This is a genomic window from Ferruginibacter sp., assembly GCF_049840995.1.
Taxonomy (GTDB): Bacteria; Bacteroidota; Bacteroidia; order Chitinophagales; family Chitinophagaceae; genus Ferruginibacter.
Genome location: NZ_JASGIP010000003.1, coordinates 322,460 through 346,657, shown reverse-complemented (window position 1 = coordinate 346,657; position 24,198 = coordinate 322,460). Strand labels below are relative to the sequence as shown.

Sequence of the window (24,198 nt, the reverse complement as noted above, 5' to 3'; positions counted from 1 at the left end):
CATCGATGAAAAAATATTTAATAGCAGGCGCAGGATTTTCAGGAGCCGTACTGGCCAATCAACTGAGTAAAAATATTGATTGCGTGATTGATATCTGGGACGAACGGGATCATATTGCCGGCAACTGCCATACTAAAAGAGATGAGGAAACAGGTGTGATGATACACCAGTATGGACCACATATTTTTAATACCGATAAAAAAGAGATATGGGATTTTGTGAACAGCATTGTGGAGTTCAAACCTTTTATTAACAGGGTAAAGGCAAAATACAAAGGCAATATTTACTCGCTGCCTGTTAACCTGCATACCATTAACCAATTCTTCAATAAATCATTTAACCCTGCAGAAGCAAAAGATTTTATCAATGAACAGGCAGATAAAACCATTGACGAACCGCAATCTTTTGAAGAGCAGGCCATGAAATTCATAGGCAAAGATCTTTATAAAGCTTTTTTTTACGGCTATACAAAAAAGCAATGGGGCTGCGAACCTTCAGAATTACCTGCTTCTATTTTAAAGCGTTTACCCGTACGGTTTAACTACGATGATAATTATTATAACAATCCTTACCAGGGTATACCCGTAAATGGTTATACCGAACTGGTGGAAAAATTACTCGATCATCCAAAGATCACGGTAACATTGAATAAAAAATTTCATTTTAGCGAGGAGCTGTTACAGCAATACGATCATATTTTTTATACGGGTCCTATTGATGCCTTCTTCAATTATCAATTTGGAAAACTGGGTTACCGTACCGTTACTTTTGAAAAACATACTGCCGATGGCGACCACCAGGGCAATGCAGTAATAAATTATTGTGATGATAATGTGCCTTATACAAGGGTACACGAACACAAACATTTCACCCCTTGGGAGCAACACGATAAGACCGTTTATTTTAAAGAATTCAGTAAAGAAACCACTGAACAAGATATCCCCTATTATCCCAAAAGATTACAGCAGGATAAGACCATGCTGCTGCAGTATCGCGAAGCTGCCGGTAGCACAGAAAAAATATCTTTCCTCGGCCGCCTGGCCACTTACCGCTATATGGATATGCACCATGTGATAGGCGAAGCGCTCGATTTTTCCAAAGCCTTTATACAAGCGGGTTTGGCCGGAACCAGGCCTCCTGTTTTCCCCAACACAGAGAACTGATAACTCCTTTAATAGCTCCTTTAAAGGTCGGTTTACAACGTATAAATACGTAGTAAAATAACTAATTTTTTGTCCTGTTTTTTCGTATAAAAACTGTTGCAAATCAGCGAATTATATTTTTTTTAACGGTGGTGCAATAATCGATTTTATGCCCCGTTATAACCTTGTCCAAATCTATTAAAAACCAAAATTTCCACCTATGGAAAAGGTAATAGCTGTGGTTGTGACTTACAACCGGGTGGCTTTGTTGTCAGAATGTATAACTGCTTTACGTAATCAAACCCGTAAACCCGATGCCATTTTAATTGTGAACAATGGCAGTACCGATAACACCGAGCAATGGCTGGCCCAACAGCCCGATCTGCTGGTGATCAATCAAAAAAATTTAGGCGGCGCCGGTGGCTTCAGCACTGCAATAGAAGCAGGCTACAGGAAGGGCTATGAATGGATATGGTGTATGGATGATGATGGTGCACCTAAAGAAGATGCATTGGAAAAATTACTGGCAGTGGAATGCAACGATCTTAAGTTGCTGAACTGCGCTGTGATCAATAAAGACGATAAAAGATCTTTTGTATGGAATACCGGCGGCCATAAATCGCTGGATGAAGTACAGGGCAATATCATTGAAGGCATTGGACACCCGTTCAATGGTACTTTCATTAACCGCCGTATAGTAGAGAGAGTGGGCGTGCCTAAAGCAAAATTCTTTTTGTGGGGCGATGAGACCGAATATTACTACAGGATCGTGAAAAGAAATAATATACCTGTGTGCACCATTGCAGACAGTATTCATTATCACCCTGCGGCTACATTTTCATTCAAGCAGGATTGGGATTATAAATCAGCCTGGAAAATGTATTTCTATATCCGCAACCGCCTGCACATTCACAAGGCAAAATTCAACAACAAAGCATTGGTTTTTGTAAATTACTGTTGCTTCCTGGCTGCATTAGCAGGCGTGGTGCTATTTTATCAAAAAACAAATAAATTAAAAAAACTGTCCTTTATTTTCTGGCCGGCAACAGATGCTTTTGTAAACAACTTTAACGCAACACCTTCTTTGATACTGGAAAAATTAAAATTAAAATCTGAGAACAGCTTTAACAGCAATTTTGCTCAGTCTGTAAAAAATATATGGGCCATGCTTTTCACTCCATCAGCAATGGTGAAAAGACTACAGACCCGCTAACCTCATTGACCTCTGGAAACTACACATCTGCCTGCTTAGTATTAAGCAGGCTTTCTTTTTTTATCCTGGCGGCATCTTCAATTAAAAAAATAGCGATCACAAAGAAGGGCATACAGGGAATTTTGTACCGGCATAAGCTGCCGAAATTGAGCGTGGTAGCACCAACGAATAAAGCAAATATCATTGAGAACAGGAAGCAATACATTGCCAGCGGATTTTTGGTAAGGGTTTGAAAAACCGTTTTGATACCCGCCTTAAAAAATATCATAATGGTAAAATACATCAACGCCATACCTTCAAAAGAAGACAGAAGCGTGGAGACCTTTCTCGATTCCCATAAAAAAGGCCGGAAAAAAGTGGTACCTATAAAGACCGGCGCCATTTTAACGAGACCGGTTACACTACCATCAAACTCTGTTCCGTAAGAGAACATGGAGGTATTTTCACTGTTCTGGTTCTCATAAGCCTCATTCATGTTCTTTACATTTTTGGTAATGCTGCCCATGGCATACTGCCCCATTTCTTCCTGCAGGTTGGTCATGATCTGCGAAAAAGCCACCACGCAACCAATAATGAGTACAGGCGCCAGCACCAGTTTTACTGCCCTGTTGTTTAAAAAACTTACGTTCTTTAAAATAAGGTACAGCATAAAGAAAGGTACATAAGAGATAAGGATATAAGGTTTAATGATCCACAACAGGTAACCAAACAATAGTATCAGCAATACACTTTTTAGTACCTCCGATCGCCTGATGAATATCTGGTAAAGCGAGTACGTGATCCACCCGATGGCAGCCACACAAATACTGTCTTTTAAAATACCCGAGCTCCAGAACACGAATGTAGGCAGGTATAAAATTGCAATAGCAAACTTGCGGTGTAAGTGCGGGTATTGTTCATAAAAGAACAGGAACAGCTTCCAGGCGCCGGTAAAGGCCAGTAAAGAAAAAACGAGGTTGGTAAGCAGGTATTTTCCCAGCGTAAAAAAGGAGATCACCGTTACAAACCGCACCACCATAAAATTGGCCTCGCCCATCAGGTATCCTTTATTCCAGGGATCTCTTAATAATGATTCATCAAAATCATGGCCGGGCATCAGCAGCCACTTGATATTGGAAGTATTCTTGAGGATCATATCATAGATATTCTTGCCCTCTGTCTGGTATAATACAAATGAATCTCCTTTGGATAACTTCCAGTTAAAAAGCGCAAATATCAATACCACCAGTGTTTTTATCCAGAAACCCTGGCGGTGATAATATTTTAATATATCATCGTCATATTTTTTTCTGGCAGCTTTAAAGACGAAATAAAAGAACGCAACGTAAAAAGGATATAAAGCGAGTTCAAAGATGCCCATGAAGATGAGGTTTATTAAAAAGCCGGGTTAACAGAAATAGTTGCGTTGTTACAGGTTCAAATTTATCTTAAATTCTAATTTTTCTTTCAATAATATGCCTTTATTTTTGAGATTAATTAAATAAACATTCATTGCTTTAATAAAACCATTGAAGGAAAATACCACTCATAAAAAACTCATCCGCATTACCACAGTCCCAATGGCATTGCGGTATTTATTGCCGGGCCAGATGCAGTTCATGCAGCAGAATGGTTTTGAAGTGATCATGATAAGCGCCGACGGTCCCGAATTGCAGGAGGTGATCCAAAACGAACAATGCAGGCATATCATAGTGCCCATGACGAGAAAGATAACGCCGCTGCAGGACCTTAAATGCCTCTGGCAACTAATAAAGATCTTTCGCAAAGAAAAGCCTGATATTGTACACAGTCATACGCCCAAGGCAGGGCTGCTGGGCATGCTGGCCGCTAAAATAAGCGGTGTAAAAATAAGGATACACACCGTTGCGGGTATGCCGTTGATGGTGGAAAAAGGAGCTAAACTCAGCCTGTTGAAATTCATAGAAAAATTGACTTACAGTGCCGCAAAGCAGGTATGGCCCAACAGCAATTCGTTGTACCAATACATTGTGGACCATAAATTTACTGCTCCTGAAAAACTGCATGTTATTGGCAAGGGCTCAACCAATGGTATCAATACCAATCGTTTTAACAGGGCTGTACTGCAGCAGAATATATTGCAGGAAGTAAAAGCCAGCATTGGCTACGATCCGCAAAATACTTACCTGCTTTGTATCGGCAGGCTGGTGGCCGATAAGGGCATTGTGGAACTCGTGAATGTTTTTTTATCACTGCAGCAAAACAATCCTGCTTTAAGGCTGGTGCTGGTGGGTGATTACGAAGAAGAACTGGACCCGTTGCCTGCCGCAACCATGGAACAGGTAAAGAACAACAGCAACATCCTGCACATACGATGGACACAGCAGGTGGAATATTTTATGGCTACGGCCAATTATTTTATTTTTCCTTCTCACCGCGAAGGTTTCCCCAATGTGTTGTTACAGGCAGGCGCCATGCAGTTACCCATCATCTGCAGCCGCATTGCGGGCAACGTGGATATTGTAACACATCAGCAAACAGGGTTGATATTTGATACGGCCAACGAAACACAAATGAAAGAACTGGCAACATTCGCACTGAATGATCCCGGTAAAATGCAAAGTATGGCAGATAGCCTGCACCAGCAGATCGTAAATAATTACCAGCGGGAAAATATGTGGCAAAATATTCTTTCGGCATATAAATCGTTGCTAAATTTAAACCACTAATTATACAGTAATGATATTGATCGGTTACTCAGGACATGCTTTTGTTGTGTACGGTATATTTTCTGCCGCAGGCAAAAAAGTAACCGGTTACTGCGATAATGAAGAAAAACAAAACAACCCCTTTTCACTGGCATACCTGGGCAGGGAAAGCAGCGATACAGCCGTTGCGGCATTTAAGCAAGAGGGCTTTTTTATTGCCATTGGCGATAATAAAATTAGAGAAAAGATATACCACTCATTGGAGATGCAGCAATTGTTACCAGCCAATGCCATTCACCCATCTGCTGTAATAGATCCATCGGCCACCATTGCGGCAAACGGCGTGATGATCGCTGCAAGGGCAGTCATCAATCCACTGGCAATGATCGGTACCGGCGCCATCTGCAACACCGGCAGTATTATTGAACACGAATGCGTGGTGGGCAATTTTGCACATATTGCACCGGGTGCGGTTTTATGCGGCAATGTAAAAGTGGGCAGCAATAGCTTTGTGGGTGCCAATGCTGTAATAAAACAGGGCGTTACCATTGGCAATAATGTAATGATAGGGGCCGGCTCGGTGGTACTGAAAGATATACCTGATAATGTGACCGTAGTGGGTGTTCCGGCACAAACAAAATAAAAACACAGGTTTGTCGTTTTTAGACTGCAATCTGCAATTGTAATACTTACCTTTGCCTCGCAAAAAAATACATTTACTTATGAAAGTTTTAGTTACAGGCGGAGCCGGATATATTGGCTCTGTTTTAGTTCGCCAGTTATTGAGCAAAGGGTATAGTGTACGTGCCCTGGATAATCTGAATTTTGGTGGTGATGCATTGTATGATGTAATGCTGAACCCCAATTTTGAATTTTTGAAAGGTGATGTAAGAAATGAAGCGGATGTAAAAAAAGCCATTGATGGTGTTGATGCCATTGCCCACCTGGCTGCAATTGTAGGCGATCCTGCCTGCAAAAAATTCAGCGATGATGCTAATAGCACCAACTGGGATGGAAGCGTGGCTTTATTTGAAGCAGCTGAAAAAGCAGGCATCAAACGTTTTGTATTTGCCAGCACCTGCAGCAACTATGGTAAAATGCCCGACCCGGATTCTTTCGTTACCGAAACATCAGAACTGAACCCGGTAAGCCTTTATGCCGAACTGAAAGTAAAGTTTGAAAATTATATCATGCACGATAGAAAAGATACTAAAATGTGCAGCACTGCATTGCGTTTTAGTACCGTGTATGGTTTTTCTCCCCGCATACGTTTCGATCTTACTGTAAATGAATTTACCCGCAATGCTGCCGAAAAAGGTGTGCAGGAAATATGGGGTGCACAATTCTGGAGGCCTTACTGCCATGTGGATGACCTGGCAAGAGCCGTGGTATTGGTACTGGAAAGTCCTGAAGCAAAAGTAAAATCCAACGTATTCAACGTAGGCAGCACCGAAGAGAATTATAACAAAGGAATGATCATTGAAGAAGTGTGCAAAGTGGTGCCTAACGTAACGGTAAACTACGTGGAAATGAATGAAGACCCGAGAGACTACCGTGTGAACTTTGATAAAATTAAAAACGAACTGGGCTTTACCATTACCAAAACGGTGCCCGATGGCGTAAAAGAGATATACACTTTGATGAAGACCGGCATCATACAGGATGCTTACGGTCCTAAGTACAGGAATATATAAAGCTGTTTACTGCAATAAACTTTGCAGCAGTTATAAACCTTATCATGCCAAATCCCGAACAGAAATTAATATTACCCAATATTAAATACCTGCATATTGTTCGGGGTTTGGCAGCTTTTTTAGTGGTGGTGTTCCATGCAAAATTTGTTTTTTGGGTGGGCGGTACTATCTATAAAAAAGAAATGGGGCTGCATGGCATTTTAGATTACATTTTGTTTGGGCTGGATATGCTTTCCTCCTGCGGTAAGGAATGCGTGGTGGTGTTTTTTATTTTGTCAGCCTTTGTTATCAAACATTCTTTTTCCAGCCATCATTACAGCTGGGGTAATTTTTATAAGCTCAGGCTGATAAGGATCTACTGGCCGTTTTTATGTTCACTCGTATTGTCTATCGCCGTGCTGGTAATTTGTGTACGGTATATCAATCCCAATATCTACAGCAATTTCAGGGAATACAATACCCGGCTAAGCGATGCTTACAATAATCTTTCTTTTACACAGGTTGTAAAAACGATTCTTTTTTATAGATAAGGGAGAATTTGCCGGTTTCAATTATGCCTACTGGTCATTGGGGCATGAGTTGATATTTTACCTGCTGTTTCCCCTGTACAATAAGCTGAATAAATATGCTGCCATTGCATTGGCTGTAATTTTTGCCGTATTATTTATCGTAACCAAGAATGAGATCTTTTATTACCAGGTATTCTTTTTAGCAGGGTTATTGTTGTACGATTATTTTTTCAACCACTCCACCGGCGCCGTAATTAAAAACAAAATATTCTACGCTATCATACTGGCGGGATTATTTGTAGCAGTCAATCTTTCCAATAAAATGATCTCCGAAAAATGTTCGGATATGGTTACCCTGGTGGCCGCCTTTTTTATTTTTGATTACGTACTGCATTATGTCCGCCAAAAAAATAAATGGCTGATGAAGCTGGGAGATATCAGTTACAGTCTTTACTTAAATCACCTCAGCATTCTTTTGCTGGTATATACCCTGCTCACCCTTTACACAGGCAAACTGGTTTTTTACAGCCGCCTGCCTTATTACTCCGGCGTATTGATAGCCGTACTGGTTACCATACCACTGTATAGTATCATGGAAAAGCCATCCATCAAGTATCTTAAAAAATTGCGGAAATAAAAGTCTTTCGTTAACTATAGCGGTTCATTGTTTTCCAGTATTTATCCTTATAAATAGAATAGGATAATTGCAGTTTGTTGCCCTGCTCTTTTATAAGCCGGTGAGCGATCCGGGAGCATTCACGGAATTCTTTACAGGCAAAATAAGTGGTTCGTTCGTTATTATACGTTTCTCTTCCCAGGAAAAGATAACCATTGGCGGCAGTAAGTTTTTCTGCAAGGCGGTCTTCAAATTCATACATCACTTGCAACGTTTTTTCATCGGGCATGCCGGTGGCGCTGCCTTTATAAGCAATGTCGATATTCAGTATCCACGGATGAGAAGCCTTCGCATCCCATGCAAGCAGCTCCTGGTCTACAGTGGCAATAATGGGCAGGTCATTTTTATCTTTGGCTTCCATAATGGCCAATTCATCGCTGGTACTTTCATAACGGGTATATTCATATTTCTCTACAAATTCCTTTTCTCTCCATACCAGGTAATCCTTTAATTTCTTTATGGGTATCAGTTCTTCCGTCACTTCATCCGGTGCATCAAAATAAATATCATCTACCAGGGTTGCTAAAAGTATCTCGCCGATCAGGTTGTCCAGGTAAATGAGCGAGCCCGAGGCAATTTCCTTATGGAAGTCTTTTTTATAATCCTTATGAACAATATGTATCTCTATTTCATCGGGTGTTGCGGCATCATTCACAGCAAAAAAACTGATCTTCTCACTACTGAACTCCATATCATACATATCAATGGACATATCAGCAATGGGTACAGCAGGTTTTAATGCCGTAATCTTCCACCCGGCCATTTGTGGGGCGGCCTTTGCAATGTCTTCTGCAAAAACAATATTCTTTACATCACCATCGGGCGTAATGATCAGTTCTGCCGTTGCATCATCATACATGCCCAGCAACGCAAATAGGCCGGGATTCAGCTGCTGCAGGTTTGCAATTACTTTATCCAGGCTGGCCATCGCATTTTGCTGGTTTTTTACAGCATTGAAGATGCTTTTTTCTTCTTTTATAAACCAATCCCAAAATTCACCCGGTGTATTAATTACAGGTTGCTTATTACCGGATCCAAATATTTTTTTCAAAAAACTCATACAAATACAACTGTTTTGAACGTTTTAGTGACTAAAGATAGCGGTATAAAATGTAAAACAGGTCAGCTAAAACTAACTTCTCTTTTTACTAACTTCGCCGTGCATTTTTAAATTTTAAACCCAAAGAAAATGTTATTACTCAGCGGCCCCAATATGGCGGGCAACGAATTGAAATATGTTACCGAATGCATTACCACCGGCTGGGTTAGCAGCGTGGGGGCTTATGTGGACCAATTTGAAAAAATGAGCGCCGAATTTGCGGGCACCAAATATGCAGTGGCCACCAGCAGTGGTACCACCGCATTACATATTTGCCTGGTGATGATGGGTGTTAACAGCGATGACTATGTAATTACACCCAACATCACTTTTATTGCAACCTGCAATTCTATTAAATACACCGGCGCCGATCCTATTTTTATAGATACCGATGTAAACAGCTGGCAAATGGACCTTGACCTGCTGGAAGAATTTTTAACCAACGAAACAGAACAACGCAACGGCGTTTGTCATTATAAAAAAAATGGCAGAAGAATACCGGTGATAATGCCCGTGCATGTACTGGGGAATATCTGCGATATGGACCGTTTGCTGGCCCTTGCAAAAAAACATAACCTTACCGTAATTGAAGACAGCACCGAAGCGCTGGGCAGCTATTACAAAGGTAAACATGCCGGCAGCTTTGGGTTGATGGGCACTTTCAGTTACAATGGTAATAAGATCATCACCACAGGTGGTGGCGGTATGATTGTTACGGATGATGAAGCGCTGGCAAAAAAAGCAAAGCACCTTACCACACAGGCCAAAAGCGATCCCTTTGAATATATACATGACGAAATAGGCTACAACTACCGCCTGGTGAATGTTGCAGCAGCAATGGGCGTGGCGCAGATGGAACAATTGCCCGGCTTTATAAAACGTAAATACGAGATCATTGATTTTTATAAAAAAGAATTAAGCGGTATTGGCGATATTAAATTTCAGCAGGTAAGTGATGATGTAAAACCCAACTGGTGGTTGCCTACTATCATGACAGAAAAGCAAAGAGATGTATTAAAAATACTCAACGATAATAAAATGCAGAGCCGCCCGTTCTGGGTGCCGATGAACCAGCTCCGGATGTTTAAGGATGATATTTATTTCAATCATACCGATCGCTCCAACTTTGTTTACCAGCATTGTTTAAGTATTCCCTGCAGCACTTACATCACCGACGAACAATTAAAATCTGTGACGGATAAAATAAAAGAATGTTATTAAGTTAATAGTTAAAAGTTAAAAGTTCAAAGTTGAAAATGAGGATACTTTTCATTGGGCTTTGAACTTTCAACTTTCAACCTTCAACCATTACTAATGTATAAATTCACCAAGCGCCTCATCGATATCATACTGGCCACTATTGCAATGATTTTGCTTTCGCCATTACTGGTACCATCCATCATCATTTTATTATTCACCGGCGAGCACGAAGTTTTTTATTTTCAGCGGAGGGTGGGCTATAAGAATAAGATGTTTGATATCTGGAAGTTTGCCACCATGTTGAAGAACAGTCCGAATATAGGCACAGGAGAAATTACTTTGCGCAATGACCCGAGGGTAACCAGGTTCGGCAAGATATTACGCATCACCAAGATCAACGAGTTGCCGCAGATCATCAATGTGTTTAAAGGCGATATGAGCCTGGTAGGGCCAAGGCCATTGATGGAAGTAAGCGTAAAATTATATCCCGAAGAGATCCGCAATAAAATATACAATTGCAAGCCGGGCATGACGGGTATCGGCTCGCTGATATTCCGCGATGAAGAAAAAATAGTATCCGATGCCGCCGACCCCAAGGCCATGTATGCACAGATATATCCCTACAAAGGCCAGCTGGAAATGTGGTACCAGCAGCACGCCTCGCTGTACACCGATTTTATGATCATTTTTTTGACCGCCTGGTCCATCGTTTCCCCTCAAACCAAGCTGGTTAACAAGGTGTTCAAAGACCTGCCGCAAAGGAATTTTTAATTTTGTTTACTTTTTTTGGCAATTCATTAAACAAATCCTTTTTTTGTTTGTAATGCAAAATGTAAGTGTTTGTTATGAATTCATTTACCATAAAAGACCTCGAAAATTTGACGGGCATCAAGGCCCACACTATCCGTATCTGGGAGCAGCGCTATTCGTTCATTAAACCCGAGCGGACAGGAACCAATATCCGTTATTACAGTTCGGAAGAGTTGAAAATGATACTCAATGTATCCCTGTTGAATAAATACGGCTATAAAATTTCCCATATCGATAAGATGAATGAGGGTGAGATCAAGGAACGCATCCTCTCGCTCAGCCAGCTGGAGGCCCTGCAGGAACGTATCATTAACGAGTTGATACAGAGCATGGTAGATATAGATATTGAAAAGCTGGAAATGGTATTGGACAAATACATCCAGGCAAAAGGCATAGAAAAAGCCATTGTACAGATCATCTTCCCTTTTTTAGAAAGGATCGGCATTTTATGGCTCACCAATCATATTAACCCGGCGCAGGAACACCTGGTTAGCAATGTGATACGACGCAAACTGCTGGTGGGCATTGATGGCATTGTTACCTCTCTGAAAGTAAATAAGACCGTATTGCTGTTCTTACCAGAAGGTGAATATCACGAACTCGGCCTGTTGTTCATGGATTACCTTTTAAAAAGCAGGGGCGTTACTACCGTGTACCTCGGCTGCAGCGTACCCATGAAAGACCTGGAATACGTGGTAAAATTAAAAAAGCCCGATTACCTCTATTCTCACCTGACCACGGTGGGCCAGAATTTTAATTTCGACCGGTTTTTGGTGAACATTACCAGCCGCTTTGCCCATATACCGGTGATACTATCCGGCAAATTGACCTGCACCTATCAAAAAAAGATACAGCCACCCTTTAACTTCAAGACATCTTTTGCCGAAGCCATGGACTTTGTGGCCGGTTTTTCCAAAAATACCTTCTAGTTCCCGCTTAAAAGAGCTGTTAACCACTTGTAAAACCTTGCAAAAAAATTGGGTTTTTCTAAAAACACTGTTTAACTTTATGTATTAATTATTAAACAAAATGTCCACCATAGAATTCAGCCAGGTGATCATTAATAATTCCGAATACCTGAAGCCTTTTGCGATAAGCCTCACCAAAGACAGCGAAAGGGCCAAAGATCTTCTACAGGAAACAATGTTCAGGGCACTGGCCAACAAAGAAAAATACAATACCGGCACCAACATCAAGGCATGGTTGTACACCATCATGCGCAATATCTTCATCAACGATTACCGGCGCAAGGCAAAGCAACAAACAGTGCTTGACAGCAGTATCAACGAGTTTTTGCTCAACAGCAATCAACTGGCTGTTGCCAATACTGCCGAAAGTAATTTAAAGATGAAGGAGATCATGCAGGCCGTGTATAAACTGCCCGATATATTCCGCAATCCTTTTATGCTGTATTTTGATGGCTATAAGTACAACGAAATTTCGGCTATGCTGAAAGAACCATTGGGTACTATCAAAAGCCGCATACACTTTGCACGTAAATTATTGAAGGAGCAGCTTACCAGGTTTTAAAATGGGCAATAGTTTATCCCGTTTTAAATTTCAATATTCCTAAATTTAGTTCTTGAAAAAGATAGTGATTATAGGAAGCGGCTTTGCTGGTTTATCGTGTGCCTGTTTTTTAGCAAATGCCGGTTACGAAGTAACGGTGCTGGAAAAACAATCCACACCCGGTGGCCGGGCAAGGCAGTTGAAGGAACAGGGTTTTAGTTTTGATATGGGCCCCAGCTGGTACTGGATGCCCGAAGTATTCGATCGCTTTTTTAATTGCTTTGGAAAAAACACTTTTGATTATTACCACCTGCAAAGGCTGGATCCCTCTTATACCGTTTACTGGCCCGATGAAATAACGCATATCCCAGCCCGTTATGACGAACTGAAAAAGTTATTTGAAAGCATTGAACCAGGTAGTGCCGCACAGCTGGACAGGTTTTTGGCAGAAGCGGAATATAAATACAATGTGGGCATCAATAAACTGGTGCATAAGCCAGGCCGATCTGTTACGGAATTTCTTGATGCGGATGTAATAAAAGGCGTATTTAAACTGGATGTGTTCACCAATATGAAAAAGCACATTGGTAAATACTTTAAACATGCCATGCTGCAGCAGCTAATGGAATTTCCCGTACTGTTCCTGGGGGCTTTGCCGCAGCATACGCCTGCCCTGTACAGCCTGATGAATTATGCCGATATAAAACTCGGTACCTGGTATCCGCAGGGCGGTATGTATAAGATTGTGGAAGCCATGTACAGCCTTGCAACAGAACTGGGCGTGCAGTTCCACTTTGATTGCAACGCAACAGCAATAAATATTCAAGATAAAAAAGCTATCAGTGTAACCGCACAGCAACTAAATACCAAAACTGATCAACCCGCAACCCATAACCCGCAACCCGTAACCTTTAAAACAGATGCAGTAGTAGGCGCCGCAGATTATCATTTCATTGAAAAAGCGTTACTGTCGAACGAATACCAAACTTATAGCGAAGAATACTGGAACAAAAGATTGATGGCGCCATCTTGTTTATTATATTACATTGGTTTGGATAAAAAGCTGGATAACGTATCGCATCATGCTCTTTTTTTTGACACCGATTTTGAAGTGCATGGCAAAGAGATCTATACAACGCCGCAATGGCCGGCCGATCCATTATTTTATGTAAGCATTACATCGGTAACCGATAATACGGTGGCACCGGAGGGCAAGGAAAATTTATTTTTTTTGATACCCGTGGCAGCAGGGCTGCAGGGCGATACAGAAGCATTGAGAGACCGTTATTTTGAACAGATCATTACCCGGTTTGAAAAAAGAACAGGGCAGGAGATAAGGGAAAATATCGTGTATAAAAAATCCTATTCTGTAAGCAACTTCGTAGATGATTATAATTCGTTTAAGGGCAATGCTTACGGACTGGCGAATACGCTGATGCAGACGGCAGTTTTAAAGCCTTCCTGCAAGAGCAAAAAAGTAAAGAATCTTTTTTATACCGGCCAGTTAACAGTGCCGGGCCCGGGCGTACCGCCCAGTTTGATAAGTGGCGAAGTGGTGGCAAAAGAAGTGATAAAACAGTTGAATAAATAAAAAATATTGGCAGCGCAACCGTATGATGCAACTTTTTCATAGCACCAGTCAGCAATGCAGTAAGGTAACTACAGAAACCTACAGCACCTCTTTCAGCAGCGCCATAAAGCTGTTGCATAAAGACCTGCGCAAACCTATCTATAATATTTATGGTTTTGTTCGTTTTGCGGATGAGATAGTGGATACTTTTCACAATTTTGATAAACAACAATTACTGGCAGAATTCAAAACAGAAACTTATCATGCTATTGACAGGGGCATCAGCCTGAACCCTGTGCTGCATAGTTTCCAATTAACGGTTAATGCCTATAAAATTGAAAGAAATTTAGTGGATGCTTTTTTTAAAAGCATGGAATGGGATCTGAGCAAAGCTGCCTATGATGCGGAAGGCTATGCGGCTTATATCTATGGCAGCGCTGAAGTGGTGGGCCTGATGTGCCTCTACGTTTTTTGTGAAGGCGACCGGCAGCTGTACGAACAATTGAAACCGGCGGCACAATCATTGGGCGCCGCATTCCAGAAAGTGAATTTTTTACGGGATGTAAAAGCAGACTACCAGCAGCTGAACCGGACTTATTTTCCCAATATGGATTTTAAGAATTTTACAACAGCCATGAAGCTGCAGATAGAAAAAGAAATTGCCGAAGATTTTGCAAAAGCATACCAGGGCATTTTGCAATTGCCGGTAAAAGCAAGATTTGGCGTGTATGTGGCTTATAAATACTACCTGTCACTGTTCAGAAAGATAAAAAAAGTGCAGCCCGCCAAAATACTGGAGCAGCGCATCCGCATACCCAATTACTCAAAAGCATTTATTTTAGCCAAAGCGGGTATCAGAACCCAATTTAATATTTTATAATTTCGTACCTCAAAAAGTCCCGATAATTTGAACAGGTTAATATTAGTTGACGAGCAGGATACAGCATTGGGTACTGCCGAAAAGATGGAGGCACACGAAAAGGCTTTGCTGCACCGTGCCTTCAGCGTTTTTATTTTTAACAGTAAAGGAGAAATGCTATTACAGCAACGGGCACACGAAAAATATCACAGCGCCGGCTTGTGGACCAATGCCTGCTGCAGCCATCCTTACCAGGGCCAGGATACACAGGTAGCCGCAGAGAAAAGATTACAGGAAGAAATGGGTTTTACCACCGCACTTACAAAAGCATTTGAATTTATTTATAAAGCCGCATTTGAGAATGGGTTGACTGAATATGAATATGATCATGTATTTGTTGGTAAATATGACGGCCCGGTTATACCCGATAAAGAAGAAGTGGCCGGTTTTTGCTTTAAAAGCATGGAACAGGTAGAAGCTGTCGTGAAACAATATCCTGAACAGTATACGGCCTGGTTTAAAATTGCTTTACCAAAACTGGAAGCTTATCTTGCAAAGCAGCAATAAAGCATTTTCAAAACCTGTAACAATTAATAACCCGCCTTACACCGAATGACCGCCGCCACACATAATGAAAAAGTTATTATCATCGGAGCAGGAGTGGCGGGTATGGCCACTGCAATACGGTTGGCAGTACAAGGTTGTGAAGTACATGTGTATGAAAAAAATGACCGGCCCGGTGGCAAGTTAACTGCTTTTGAAAAAGATGGATTTCATTTTGATGCCGGCCCATCCTTATTTACACAGCCTGCCAATATAGAAGCTCTGTTTGAATTAGCTGAAGAACCCATTGCCGATCATTTTCATTACCAACCTGTAGCTATTGCCTGTAAGTATTTTTATGAGAATGGAAAAGTGGTGAATGCTTTTACTGACGCTGCAAACTTTGCGGAAGAAATGGCTGCACAACTAAATGAGCCTGCCGAAGCAGTAACAGGCTACCTGCAACGATCAAAAGAATTGTATGAAAAGATCGGAACAATATTTTTAGATCATTCCCTGCATAAAAGAAGCACCTGGTTCAATAAAAAGATCATCAAAACGCTGGGAGCAGTAAAATACGGGTATCTTTTTAATACCCTGCACCAGCACAATACTTCAAAATTTGCATCAGAAGAAGCAGTACAATTGTTCAACCGCTATGCTACGTATAATGGCAGCAATCCTTATAAAGCGCCGGGTATGTTGAGTTTAATACCACACCTGGAATATGGGCAAGGCGTGTTTTACCCTGCCGGCGGCATGATCAGTATTACCAATGCATTGTATAGCCTGGCCATTAAAAAGGGGGTACAGTTTCATTTTAACAGTGTGGTGCAAAATATCATTTATACCGAAGGAAAAGTGAAAGGTGTGGTGGTGGATAATGAGAACCAGGAAGCGGATATTGTTGTGAGTAACATGGATGTTTATTTTACTTATAAAAACCTGCTGAACGACCAGGCGAAAGCAAAAGATATTTTAAAACAGGAGCGAAGCAGCAGTGCGCTGGTTTTTTACTGGGGTATAAAAAAACAATTCAAAGAACTGGAGCTGCATAATATTTTCTTTAGTAAAAATTACAAAGAAGAATTTGATCATCTTTTCGAAAAAAAGCAATTGTACAGCGATCCCACCATCTATATTAATATCACAGCTAAGATGGAACCTGCACATGCACCAGCGGGCAAAGAAAACTGGTTTGTGATGATCAATGCGCCGGCCAATACCGGCCAGGATGTTGGATTACCACAGCAACAGGCCCGCCAACAGGTAATTGAAAAACTGAACCGTATGCTGCAAACCGATATAGAAGCAGTAATTGAAACGGAAGAGATATTGGACCCCGCTATAATTGAACAAAAGACCGCCTCGTTCCAGGGGTCGTTGTACGGAACCAGTTCCAATTCAAAGCTGGCGGCCTTTTTAAGGCATCCGAATTTCAGCGGTATAAAAAATTTGTATTGCTGCGGTGGTAGTGTGCATCCCGGTGGTGGCATACCTTTGTGTTTAAAGAGCGCAGCAATTGTGAGTGATCTAATTAAAAAACAAAAACGTGGCCACTAAAATTTCCAGGTACCAGGTTGCTACAGCAATAGCAGTGTTATTTCACTGCGTGGGATTTGTGGGCATTGTGTTTTTTAAGAGCGATCTTATTCTGCAATCCACCGTCATCAATCTTTTGCTGATGTTTGTATTGTTGCTATGGACACAGCAAAACAAGAATGCAGCTTTCTGGATATTTTTATTATTAACAGCGGCTATCGGCATTGTAGTAGAAATGATCGGTGTGAATACAAAGCTGTTGTTTGGATCGTACAGCTATGGAAAAGTACTGGGCTACCAGTACAGGAATGTGCCACTGGTGATCGGCATCAACTGGTTCATTATTATTTACTGTTGTGGTATCAGCATCAATACATTGTTAACAAAAGCCATTGATAAACTGGCAGCTGAAACGGCAACGCCACCTTTAAAATTAAAAATGCTGTCGGTAATTGTAGATGGCGCCACGCTGGCTGTATTGTTCGACTGGTTGATGGAGCCCGCTGCTGTACAACTTGGTTACTGGAAATGGGAAGGCGAGATACCTTTTTATAATTACCTGTGCTGGTTTATTGTAAGTATGTTATTGATGCTGCTGTTCCATTTTTCAGCATTCCATAAGCGAAACAAATTCGCAGTACATTTGTTAATGATACAGGTGATGTTTTTTTTATTGTTAAGAACATTTTTAACTGACTGATGAACTGGTTTCTTTTCATATTCATTATACTGCTCACTTTCGCTTTAATGGAAGGGATCACCTGGCTAACGCACCGGTTTGTGATGCACGGCTTTCTTTGGTATTTACACGAAGATCATCATAAACCTACAGGCCATGTATTTGAAAAAAATGATGCTTTCTTTTTGATCTTTGCTATACCCAGTTGGCTGTGTATTATGCTGGGCCTGCAAAATAAGGTATACTGGGTGGCAGCCATTGGTTTTGGTATTGCACTTTATGGCCTTGCTTATTTTATTGTGCATGAAGTGATCATACACCAGCGCTTTAAATGGTTTACCCGCAGCAATAATACCTATGTAAAAACCATCCGCTGGGCGCACAAAATGCACCATAAACATTTAGATAAACATGATGGAGAAAGCTTTGGCATGTTGCTGGTGGCAAAAAAATACTGGAATAAAGTAAAGGCGGATAAGAAAGTACAAAGTACAAAGTGATGAGTACAAAGTGTAAAGTACAAAGTAACGGGCACCCGGATTCACCACTCACAATTTACCACTCACTTTTTCTACAAATTTTTCATATACCTCTTTCCATCCTTTAAACATTTTATCGGTGCCTAAGAAATTATTGTGCCAGATGGTGCTTAAAGTGCCGTTTACTTGTTTGCAGGCAGTATAGTAATGCATCAGCTCTTCATAAGCCTGTGCAGCGGTAAGTTTTTGTTCGTAAAAAGCATTGGCATCCATAAAGCAAAAAGGATGAATGCGTAATTCAGTCTGTTCTTCCTTTTGCAGATTGTACCAAAAAAAAGAACTGGCCACCGATGCCCTGAAACCATTGATGCTGCCATATCCCATGCTGTAGTCGTCGGTAATACCGGCATCAATTAATCTCCGGTAGCCTTCTGGCAAATTAAAACGAATATAATGCTGCCTGCTCCGGGTCGGGACGCTTTCAGCGGCCTGAACCATTTCTCCGCTTTGGGTCGGAACGCTTTTAGCGGCCTGAACCATCTCCCCCAGCAATTCCATCTCCGCATGCAGCAACGCAACATCATCACCGCTCTGCCAGCTTGGATGAATACCCACGGTATATTTTTTTGAATGTTGCTTTACCAGTTGCCACATCACTTCTTTATGCGGTAAAATATTTTTATCATACAACGCATTTTTTTCCGCCACTAAAAAAAAGTAAACAGGGTGCAATTTGTATTGCTGGTGTAATTGGTGCAACCAGCTGTAACTGTCAAACGGATCTTTTTGCAAACCCAGCAAAACCTTTAATCTTTCTAAAGAAAAGGACTTTAAAAAACCACCTACATTTCTTATCAATCCCTTGTACTTATAACTATAGGCAATATCAATATCATAAGTTGGTAAAAACCTGAAAGTTGAATATTGAGGATTGAACATTGAAAATTTCTTCTTCAATCCCAACGCAAATGCCTGTACCCAAATATTAACCAACGGCATTTCTAAAAATCCTTCTTTAAAAGCCAGTGAATTTTCATGCGCATACCTGCCATACATGTCTTTTGTATGCGGTAAATATTCTTCGTAGCGGCTGATGAGATAAAAACTGGCAGCAAAAATGTCAAAGGGATTATCGGCGCCTTCGGTTTTAAAAAATGCCTTATGATCGTTTATGTTAAAACAGGAGATATTTTGTGCCTGTATGCCTTCTTCAAATAGTAAGGAAACATTTTGTATCCTTATTTCCTGTTCTTTTATTTTATTGCCGGAATAGTTAATGCAAATGCCTTCATAGTTTTTAAACTCTTCCGAATCTATTGTTATAGAAAAATCTATACCCAGCAATTCTTTAAAAATAAAATTGCAGGTATACTGCAAACGTTGAGAAGTGATATGGGAATAAATTAAAACCATTGGTTACACAAAATAAAAAAGTTCCAGCAAGTGGAACTAATTATTAATTTTTAATTACTCATTATTAATTGTTATTTCTTATATCGTTCCTTCCACATTTCATTGAACGTTTTCTGGCTGAAATCCAGGTCACTACGGTTTTCTTTCCAGCCTTTGAAAAGGCCATTCACCACTTTGTTCTTTAGTTTACCATTGCCTAAGTTCATAAAACCTCTTTTGAGCGATGCGATCTTCCACATTTTCCAGGCCATTTTTTCGCTGAAGGGAGCAAGCCCTTCTTCCACACTTTCCTTGCGGTTCTCTAAAAGCAATTCATGCAAATTTATTTTCACCGCACATACTTCGGTGCAGTTGCCACAAAGTGAAGAAGCATAGCTCAGGTGCTTATAATCCGCCATGCTTTGCAGGTTGGGCGTAATAACGCTGCCGATAGGGCCGCTGTAAGTAACACCATAGGCATGGCCGCCGATATTTTTATATACCGGGCAGGCGTTTAAACAGGCGCCGCAACGGATACAGTATAAACTTTCTCTTTGTTTGGGATTCTTTAAAATATTAGTGCGGCCATTATCTAATAGTATCACATACATTTCTTCCGGTCCATCCACTTCACCTTCCTGGCGGGGGCCGGTAACAATAGTATTGTACACCGTAACTTTTTGCCCCGTACCAAATGTAGAAAGCAGTGGCCAGAACAATCCCAGGTCAGTAATGGAAGGGATCATTTTTTCAATACCAACAATGGCAATATGTGTTTTCGGAAAAGCACAGCTCAGCCTTGCATTGCCTTCATTTTCTGTAACGGCAATACCGCCAATATCACTGATGATAAAATTGGCACCGGTAACACCCACTTCGGCAGTAACATATTTTTCCCGCAAAATTTCCCTGGCTTTTAAAGTAAGCTGCTGTGGCGTATAGTTGAGCGGTGTGCCCAGTTTTTGATTAAATAGTTTGGCAACATCTTCCTTGCTCTTATGCATGGCCGGCGTTACAATATGGTAAGGCGGTTCATCATCCAGTTGCTGAATATATTCCCCCAGGTCGGTCTCCACACTATCAATACCATTTGCCTGCAAAGCCTTGTTCAAATGAATTTCTTCGGTAACCATGCTCTTGCTCTTTACCAAAGTTTTGCAGTTTTTTTCTTTGCAGATCTTCAATATCTCTTCAATGGCTTGCTCAGTATTTTCAGCCCATATCACTTTACCGCCGCGTTTGGTAAAATTCATTTCAAATTCTTCCAGCTGCTGATCGAGTGTTTCAATGGCACGCCATTTAATATTCTTGGCCCGCTCTCTTACCAGGTGTACATCCGCAAATTGTTCCTTGCCCTTAGGTACCACAGCATTGTAGCGGCCAATATTAAAATTGATCTTACGGCGGTGCTCCAGGTCGGCCGCCTTTATCTTGCTTTTAGCTATGAATGTGCTCGATGTTTCTGACATATTTATTTTTTTGAGACCAGCTGCTGCATTTCTATTCATCTTCATCGTCCCCTCTCAAAGCGGGACCCGATTCAACAGCGGTAATACTTATCATCTTTTACTACAGCAAAGATAAAGTATTGTGGGTTTGGATAAACCTTAAAAATGTCGGATGTGTGAATGTCGAATGTGCGAATATCGAATGTGTAAATGTTGTTGCGTAAAAAATAACATTCGATATTCGCCATTTATATATTCGCCATTCAACCGGGCTTTTATAACTTTGTTGCAAGTCGCTATACTATATGAGTTTTCTGCAGATCATCAGCTATACCGGTATCTTTATTTTTGCCATTACCGGCGCTCTAAAAGCACGTGCCTATAAAATGGATGTGTTTGGCGGCATCGTGCTGGCCTTTGTTACAGCTTATGGTGGAGGAACTTTAAGAGATATCTTAATCGGCGTACGACCGGTGAACTGGGTGAATGATAACCTGGCATTGGCATTGGTTTTTTCCGGAACGGTGTTCACTTTCTTTCTTAAACAAAACCTGCGCAACTTTAATAAGTTCATCTTTTTTACCGATGCCATCGGCCTGGGGCTTTTTACTGCCACAGGTATCAAAGTAGCATTGCTGAACGACCTGAATGAGACCTATGCACTCATCATGGGTGTTATTACTGCTACATTCGGCGGTCTTATAGCAGACATACTCTGCAATGCGGTGCCTAATTTATTAAAGCGGGGAGAATTGTATGCAACGGCCTGCGCTATTGGCGGCGCCGTATATCTTTTGATCAGCCGTTTTTTTGATACCAAGGACCTGAACCTTTTTCTCTGCGTGATCATCGTGGTGGCGCTTCGTATCTATTCTAAAAGAAAACGATTGATGCTGCCGGAAATTTAAAATATTAAAAAAGGCAGAACTTAAATTCTGCCTTTTAATTTATTTTATCACCCCCAGTTCCTTCCCCACCTTTGTAAATGCTTCAATGGCTTTATCTAAATGCCGTTGTTCGTGTGCGGCGCTCAATTGCACCCTGATCCTTGCCTGGCCCTTCGCCACCACCGGAAAGAAAAAGCCGATCACATAAATACCTTGCTCCAATAATTTAGCAGCAAAATTTTGTGCCACCACTGCATCGTACAACATAATGGGAACGATCGGATGATCGCCGGGTTTGATGTCGAAACCGGCAGCGGTCATTTTATTGCGGAAATATTTGGTATTGAATTCGAGTTTATCTCTCAGTTCAGTTGTTTCGCTCAGCATATCCAGTACGGCAATACTGGCGCCCACAATGCTGGGTGCAACCGTATTGCTGAATAAATAAGGACGGCTGCGCTGGCGCAACATTTCAATGATCTCTTTTTTGCCTGATGTAAAACCGCCACTGGCGCCACCGAGGGCCTTGCCCAATGTACCGGTAATGATGTCAATACGGCCCATCACGTTCCTGTATTCATGCGTACCCCTGCCTGTTTTACCAAGAAAACCGGAAGAGTGACATTCGTCGATCATTACAATGGCATCGTATTTATCTGCCAGGTCACAAATTTTATCTAATTGGGCGATGGTGCCATCCATGCTGAAACTGCCATCGGTAACAATGATCCGACTGCGTAAAGAAGCGGTCTCTTTTAGTTTTGCTTCCAGGTCATCCATATTATTATGTTCGTAGCGGAATCGTTGTGCCTTGCACAAACGCACACCATCAATAATGCTGGCATGGTTCAGCGCATCGCTGATGATGGCATCCTGTTCGCCAAACAAAGGTTCAAACACACCGCCATTGGCATCAAAAGCGGCGGCGTATAAAATGGTGTCTTCTGTGCCTAAAAAATCGGCGATCTTTTTTTCCAGTTCTTTATGAATGTCCTGCGTACCGCAGATAAAGCGCACGCTGCTCATACCATATCCCCGCAGATCGATGTATTTTTTGGCCGCGGCCAGCACTTTGGGATGGCTGGACAGGCCCAGGTAATTATTGGCGCAAAAATTCAAAACGGTCTTACCGCCTACAATTATTTCGGCACCCTGCTCGCTGGCAATAATGCGTTCTTTTTTATACAGACCGGCGCTCTCAATTTCGGCAAGCTCGGCAGCAATACGTTGTACAAAATTCTGATTCATATGCAGTAGTTTAGTAAGGGCAAATTTAGGGGAAAAGAACTGAGCCGGGAACTGGTATTATCCAGCTTATTCATTGGTGTAAGAAAATGTAAAAGGTATCGCCACATCTTTATCTAATAAGTTTGTAACTATTACCTCACCGCTGCCTGATATCAACCCTTTGTCGGCATCATAATAAGTGATGGTCGCATCCCCATTTTTTGACAGATCGAAAACCTGGTACCCGTTCAATGTCTTTAATTTTACTCTTACTTCTTTAACCTTATAAGCTGATACAGAAAGGGATTTAACTTTTATAAGGGCCTCGTAATTATAATTTTCAATATGATATTCTGTCATTCCGCTTTTTACCGATTTAGTAGTGTCTGTATGTTGCTTTTGAGTTTGCGTAACTGATATTTCAAAACCTGCTTTTACTAATGAGTCATGGGTAGCAATTTGCTGAGGAGAATAGGAAATAAAGCCCGCAAGAAATTTAGTTAATATCAAATAGTCATTTTTCAGCGAGGAGTTACCTCTTGAAGTATAAGTTAGCGTGGTCATATCATTTGGCGATATGTGATTGCAGGTTATTGTTGATATTGCGAGTTTTTTATTCTTATCTATTAAAATAACTCCCATACATAAAAAGCCATTAATTTTTGATGGGGCTGTATCATAACTTAAAATTGAGAAATCTTTGCTTTTTACATTTTTAAAATCTTTCGTCCCGGCTTGCATTAAACTATCCAGCATGGCCTCGGTAATATACTGACCATTATTTGTTTCAGGTTTTATATGTATCCTTGTTTTGGAGGTCTTATCATTTTTTAAAGTAAAATCATAAGCTTCTGTTTTATAAAATGAGTTGCTGTACCGTTCACCCAACTTAAAATAATTGCTGTCATAAGAGATGGCGATATTAGGTTCTACAAATTGATAGGCATTGTATTGCTGCGCTTTTAAATTCTGGACAAAACCAATGCTCAAAATAAATATTATAAAAAACATGTATATGAATGCCCGCATCCTAAATAATTTGCCCAAAACTAAC

24 protein-coding genes are annotated in these 24,198 nt (G+C 41.1%); 18 read left to right on the top strand and 6 right to left on the bottom strand.

Going from position 1 to position 24,198, the window contains the following annotated elements:
- Positions 1-5: 5 nt before the first annotated feature.
- On the top strand, positions 6-1,163 hold the full coding sequence (glf, locus tag QM738_RS03035; protein WP_462275208.1) for a UDP-galactopyranose mutase: 1,158 nt from the start codon (positions 6-8) through the stop codon (positions 1,161-1,163).
- Positions 1,164-1,362: 199 nt separating this feature from the next.
- Positions 1,363-2,355: a glycosyltransferase family 2 protein gene (locus tag QM738_RS03030; RefSeq protein ID WP_462275207.1), complete on the top strand. Its 993-nt coding sequence runs from the start codon at positions 1,363-1,365 to the stop codon at positions 2,353-2,355.
- A gap of 19 nt (positions 2,356-2,374) precedes the next feature.
- Here QM738_RS03030 and QM738_RS03025 read toward each other — a convergent pair whose 3' ends face one another.
- Positions 2,375-3,715 (bottom strand): hypothetical protein, encoded by a 1,341-nt coding sequence (locus QM738_RS03025; RefSeq protein ID WP_462275206.1) that lies wholly within the window; start codon positions 3,713-3,715, stop codon positions 2,375-2,377.
- A gap of 148 nt (positions 3,716-3,863) precedes the next feature.
- On the opposite strand from QM738_RS03025, the gene QM738_RS03020 reads away from it, so the two are divergent.
- From QM738_RS03020 to QM738_RS03000, 5 genes are all read left to right on the top strand, one after another.
- On the top strand, positions 3,864-5,042 hold the full coding sequence (locus QM738_RS03020) for a glycosyltransferase family 4 protein (protein ID WP_462275205.1): 1,179 nt from the start codon (positions 3,864-3,866) through the stop codon (positions 5,040-5,042).
- Positions 5,043-5,052: 10 nt separating this feature from the next.
- The gene (locus QM738_RS03015) at positions 5,053-5,664 is read left to right on the top strand and encodes an acetyltransferase (protein WP_462275204.1); all 612 of its coding nucleotides are present in this window, start codon (positions 5,053-5,055) and stop codon (positions 5,662-5,664) included.
- A gap of 79 nt (positions 5,665-5,743) precedes the next feature.
- A complete protein-coding gene (locus QM738_RS03010) occupies positions 5,744-6,715 on the top strand; it encodes an NAD-dependent epimerase/dehydratase family protein (protein ID WP_462275203.1) in 972 nt (323 codons plus the stop codon).
- Positions 6,716-6,759: 44 nt separating this feature from the next.
- A complete protein-coding gene (locus QM738_RS03005) occupies positions 6,760-7,245 on the top strand; it encodes an acyltransferase family protein (protein WP_462275202.1) in 486 nt (161 codons plus the stop codon).
- Positions 7,238-7,861: an acyltransferase family protein gene (locus QM738_RS03000; RefSeq protein WP_462276694.1), complete on the top strand. Its 624-nt coding sequence runs from the start codon at positions 7,238-7,240 to the stop codon at positions 7,859-7,861. The genes QM738_RS03005 and QM738_RS03000 overlap by 8 nt, the downstream gene beginning before the upstream one ends.
- A 10-nt stretch (positions 7,862-7,871) precedes the next feature.
- Here the strand turns inward: QM738_RS03000 and QM738_RS02995 are convergent, their stop codons facing one another.
- Positions 7,872-8,960 (bottom strand): DUF695 domain-containing protein, encoded by a 1,089-nt coding sequence (locus tag QM738_RS02995; RefSeq protein ID WP_462275201.1) that lies wholly within the window; start codon positions 8,958-8,960, stop codon positions 7,872-7,874.
- A gap of 129 nt (positions 8,961-9,089) precedes the next feature.
- On the opposite strand from QM738_RS02995, the gene QM738_RS02990 reads away from it, so the two are divergent.
- The 10 genes from QM738_RS02990 to QM738_RS02945 all read left to right on the top strand — a co-directional run bounded on the left by QM738_RS02990 (position 9,090) and on the right by QM738_RS02945 (position 18,211).
- Positions 9,090-10,220, top strand: coding sequence for a LegC family aminotransferase (locus tag QM738_RS02990; RefSeq protein ID WP_462275200.1), 1,131 nt, complete (start codon positions 9,090-9,092; stop codon positions 10,218-10,220).
- A 93-nt stretch (positions 10,221-10,313) separates the two neighbouring features.
- Positions 10,314-10,970 carry a sugar transferase gene (locus QM738_RS02985; protein WP_462275199.1) on the top strand — a complete coding sequence of 219 codons (657 nt, stop codon included), beginning with the start codon at positions 10,314-10,316 and terminating at the stop codon, positions 10,968-10,970.
- 74 nt (positions 10,971-11,044) lie between these two features.
- Positions 11,045-11,938: a MerR family transcriptional regulator gene (locus QM738_RS02980; RefSeq protein ID WP_462275198.1), complete on the top strand. Its 894-nt coding sequence runs from the start codon at positions 11,045-11,047 to the stop codon at positions 11,936-11,938.
- Between the two features lie 100 nt (positions 11,939-12,038).
- Positions 12,039-12,539 (top strand): RNA polymerase sigma factor, encoded by a 501-nt coding sequence (locus QM738_RS02975; RefSeq protein ID WP_462275197.1) that lies wholly within the window; start codon positions 12,039-12,041, stop codon positions 12,537-12,539.
- A 52-nt stretch (positions 12,540-12,591) separates the two neighbouring features.
- Positions 12,592-14,109, top strand: coding sequence for a phytoene desaturase family protein (locus QM738_RS02970; protein WP_462275196.1), 1,518 nt, complete (start codon positions 12,592-12,594; stop codon positions 14,107-14,109).
- 22 nt (positions 14,110-14,131) lie between these two features.
- A complete protein-coding gene (locus tag QM738_RS02965) occupies positions 14,132-14,968 on the top strand; it encodes a phytoene/squalene synthase family protein (RefSeq protein WP_462275195.1) in 837 nt (278 codons plus the stop codon).
- A gap of 27 nt (positions 14,969-14,995) precedes the next feature.
- Positions 14,996-15,514 carry an isopentenyl-diphosphate Delta-isomerase gene (gene idi / locus QM738_RS02960; protein ID WP_462275194.1) on the top strand — a complete coding sequence of 173 codons (519 nt, stop codon included), beginning with the start codon at positions 14,996-14,998 and terminating at the stop codon, positions 15,512-15,514.
- 45 nt (positions 15,515-15,559) lie between these two features.
- Positions 15,560-17,053, top strand: a complete 1,494-nt coding sequence (gene crtD / locus QM738_RS02955; RefSeq protein ID WP_462275193.1) for a 1-hydroxycarotenoid 3,4-desaturase CrtD — start codon at positions 15,560-15,562, stop codon at positions 17,051-17,053.
- Entirely contained in the window at positions 17,043-17,732 is a 690-nt protein-coding gene (locus tag QM738_RS02950; protein WP_462275192.1) for a carotenoid biosynthesis protein, read from the top strand. Before crtD ends, QM738_RS02950 begins: the two co-directional genes overlap by 11 nt.
- Entirely contained in the window at positions 17,732-18,211 is a 480-nt protein-coding gene (locus tag QM738_RS02945; protein ID WP_462275191.1) for a sterol desaturase family protein, read from the top strand. Before QM738_RS02950 ends, QM738_RS02945 begins: the two co-directional genes overlap by 1 nt.
- A 48-nt stretch (positions 18,212-18,259) precedes the next feature.
- Here the strand turns inward: QM738_RS02945 and QM738_RS02940 are convergent, their stop codons facing one another.
- Entirely contained in the window at positions 18,260-19,603 is a 1,344-nt protein-coding gene (locus QM738_RS02940) for a polysaccharide deacetylase family protein (protein ID WP_462275190.1), read from the bottom strand.
- Positions 19,604-19,674: 71 nt separating this feature from the next.
- Entirely contained in the window at positions 19,675-21,051 is a 1,377-nt protein-coding gene (locus QM738_RS02935; protein WP_462275189.1) for a LutB/LldF family L-lactate oxidation iron-sulfur protein, read from the bottom strand.
- 284 nt (positions 21,052-21,335) lie between these two features.
- Here QM738_RS02935 and QM738_RS02930 point away from each other — a divergent pair, with 284 nt between their 5' ends.
- The gene (locus tag QM738_RS02930; protein WP_462275188.1) at positions 21,336-21,938 is read left to right on the top strand and encodes a trimeric intracellular cation channel family protein; all 603 of its coding nucleotides are present in this window, start codon (positions 21,336-21,338) and stop codon (positions 21,936-21,938) included.
- Positions 21,939-21,977: 39 nt separating this feature from the next.
- On the opposite strand, the gene kbl is transcribed toward QM738_RS02930, so the two are convergent.
- Both kbl and QM738_RS02920 read right to left on the bottom strand, forming a co-directional pair.
- Positions 21,978-23,165, bottom strand: a complete 1,188-nt coding sequence (gene kbl, locus QM738_RS02925) for a glycine C-acetyltransferase (protein ID WP_462275187.1) — start codon at positions 23,163-23,165, stop codon at positions 21,978-21,980.
- A 66-nt stretch (positions 23,166-23,231) separates the two neighbouring features.
- Positions 23,232-24,134: a hypothetical protein gene (locus QM738_RS02920; RefSeq protein ID WP_462275186.1), complete on the bottom strand. Its 903-nt coding sequence runs from the start codon at positions 24,132-24,134 to the stop codon at positions 23,232-23,234.
- Positions 24,135-24,198: the final 64 nt, after the last annotated feature.

What these genes read in the sequence shown, in the direction of transcription:
- glf (WP_462275208.1), top strand. Translation starts at nt 6, where the DNA reads ATGAAAAAATATTTAATAGCAGGCGCAGGATTTTCAGGAGCCGTACTG.
- QM738_RS03030 (WP_462275207.1), top strand. Translation starts at nt 1,363, where the DNA reads ATGGAAAAGGTAATAGCTGTGGTTGTGACTTACAACCGGGTGGCTTTG.
- QM738_RS03025 (WP_462275206.1), bottom strand. Translation starts at nt 3,715, where the DNA reads ATGGGCATCTTTGAACTCGCTTTATATCCTTTTTACGTTGCGTTCTTT.
- QM738_RS03015 (WP_462275204.1), top strand. Translation starts at nt 5,053, where the DNA reads ATGATATTGATCGGTTACTCAGGACATGCTTTTGTTGTGTACGGTATA.
- QM738_RS03010 (WP_462275203.1), top strand. Translation starts at nt 5,744, where the DNA reads ATGAAAGTTTTAGTTACAGGCGGAGCCGGATATATTGGCTCTGTTTTA.
- QM738_RS03005 (WP_462275202.1), top strand. Translation starts at nt 6,760, where the DNA reads ATGCCAAATCCCGAACAGAAATTAATATTACCCAATATTAAATACCTG.
- QM738_RS02995 (WP_462275201.1), bottom strand. Translation starts at nt 8,960, where the DNA reads ATGAGTTTTTTGAAAAAAATATTTGGATCCGGTAATAAGCAACCTGTA.
- QM738_RS02990 (WP_462275200.1), top strand. Translation starts at nt 9,090, where the DNA reads ATGTTATTACTCAGCGGCCCCAATATGGCGGGCAACGAATTGAAATAT.
- QM738_RS02985 (WP_462275199.1), top strand. Translation starts at nt 10,314, where the DNA reads ATGTATAAATTCACCAAGCGCCTCATCGATATCATACTGGCCACTATT.
- QM738_RS02980 (WP_462275198.1), top strand. Translation starts at nt 11,045, where the DNA reads ATGAATTCATTTACCATAAAAGACCTCGAAAATTTGACGGGCATCAAG.
- QM738_RS02975 (WP_462275197.1), top strand. Translation starts at nt 12,039, where the DNA reads ATGTCCACCATAGAATTCAGCCAGGTGATCATTAATAATTCCGAATAC.
- QM738_RS02965 (WP_462275195.1), top strand. Translation starts at nt 14,132, where the DNA reads ATGATGCAACTTTTTCATAGCACCAGTCAGCAATGCAGTAAGGTAACT.
- crtD (WP_462275193.1), top strand. Translation starts at nt 15,560, where the DNA reads ATGACCGCCGCCACACATAATGAAAAAGTTATTATCATCGGAGCAGGA.
- QM738_RS02945 (WP_462275191.1), top strand. Translation starts at nt 17,732, where the DNA reads ATGAACTGGTTTCTTTTCATATTCATTATACTGCTCACTTTCGCTTTA.
- QM738_RS02940 (WP_462275190.1), bottom strand. Translation starts at nt 19,603, where the DNA reads ATGGTTTTAATTTATTCCCATATCACTTCTCAACGTTTGCAGTATACC.
- QM738_RS02935 (WP_462275189.1), bottom strand. Translation starts at nt 21,051, where the DNA reads ATGTCAGAAACATCGAGCACATTCATAGCTAAAAGCAAGATAAAGGCG.
- QM738_RS02930 (WP_462275188.1), top strand. Translation starts at nt 21,336, where the DNA reads ATGAGTTTTCTGCAGATCATCAGCTATACCGGTATCTTTATTTTTGCC.
- kbl (WP_462275187.1), bottom strand. Translation starts at nt 23,165, where the DNA reads ATGAATCAGAATTTTGTACAACGTATTGCTGCCGAGCTTGCCGAAATT.